This is a genomic window from Caballeronia choica, assembly GCF_001544535.1.
Classification (GTDB): Bacteria; Pseudomonadota; Gammaproteobacteria; order Burkholderiales; family Burkholderiaceae; genus Caballeronia; species Caballeronia choica.
The window spans coordinates 1-591 of the sequence record NZ_FCON02000606.1 but is presented as its reverse complement, the minus strand read 5'-3'; the positions used below and the strand labels follow the sequence as shown (position 1 = coordinate 591).

Sequence of the window (591 nt, the reverse complement as noted above, 5' to 3'; positions counted from 1 at the left end):
CTTCTTCCTCGTCCGCGGGCAGCCCGAGGCCGCTGTCGTTGATGCGGATCTCGATGCCCGCGGGCGTCGCGCGCGCGACCACCTCGATGCTGCCTGAGCCGACCTTGGGTTCCAGCCCGTGCTTGATCGCGTTCTCTACCAGAGGCTGTAGCAGCATGGGCGGGACCTGGGTGGCCTCCAGGTCGGCCGGAAGTTCCAACCGGAAGGACAGGCGCGGCCCCATGCGCAGCGCCATGATGTCCAGATAGGCGCGCAGTTGCGCGAATTCCCGGCTGAGGGCGACCGACTCGGTCTGCGACGCGGCCAGCGCGCTGCGCAGGTAGACGATCAGCCGGTCGATCATCGACTCCGCCCGATCGACGTCCTCGCGCACCAGCGAGCGCAGGTTGGCCAGCGTGTTGAAAAGCATGTGCGGTTCCAGTTGGGCCCGCAGCAGGCGCAACTGGGACTCGACCGCCAGGCGTTGCGCCTCCGAGCGCGCGGCGGCTTCCTGGGCGAGCTGCTCGCGCGTCGCAAACGAGTGCAGGCCCAGACCACCCACCACCAGGGTGAAGAGGATCGGGATCAGGCTGACGCTCAAGTAGCCGACCA

At 68.2% G+C, this 591-nt stretch carries 1 protein-coding gene; it reads right to left on the bottom strand.

Going from position 1 to position 591, the window contains the following annotated elements:
* On the bottom strand, positions 1 to 591 hold a 591-nt coding region (locus AWB68_RS45960; protein ID WP_200829001.1), incomplete at both ends, for a sensor histidine kinase.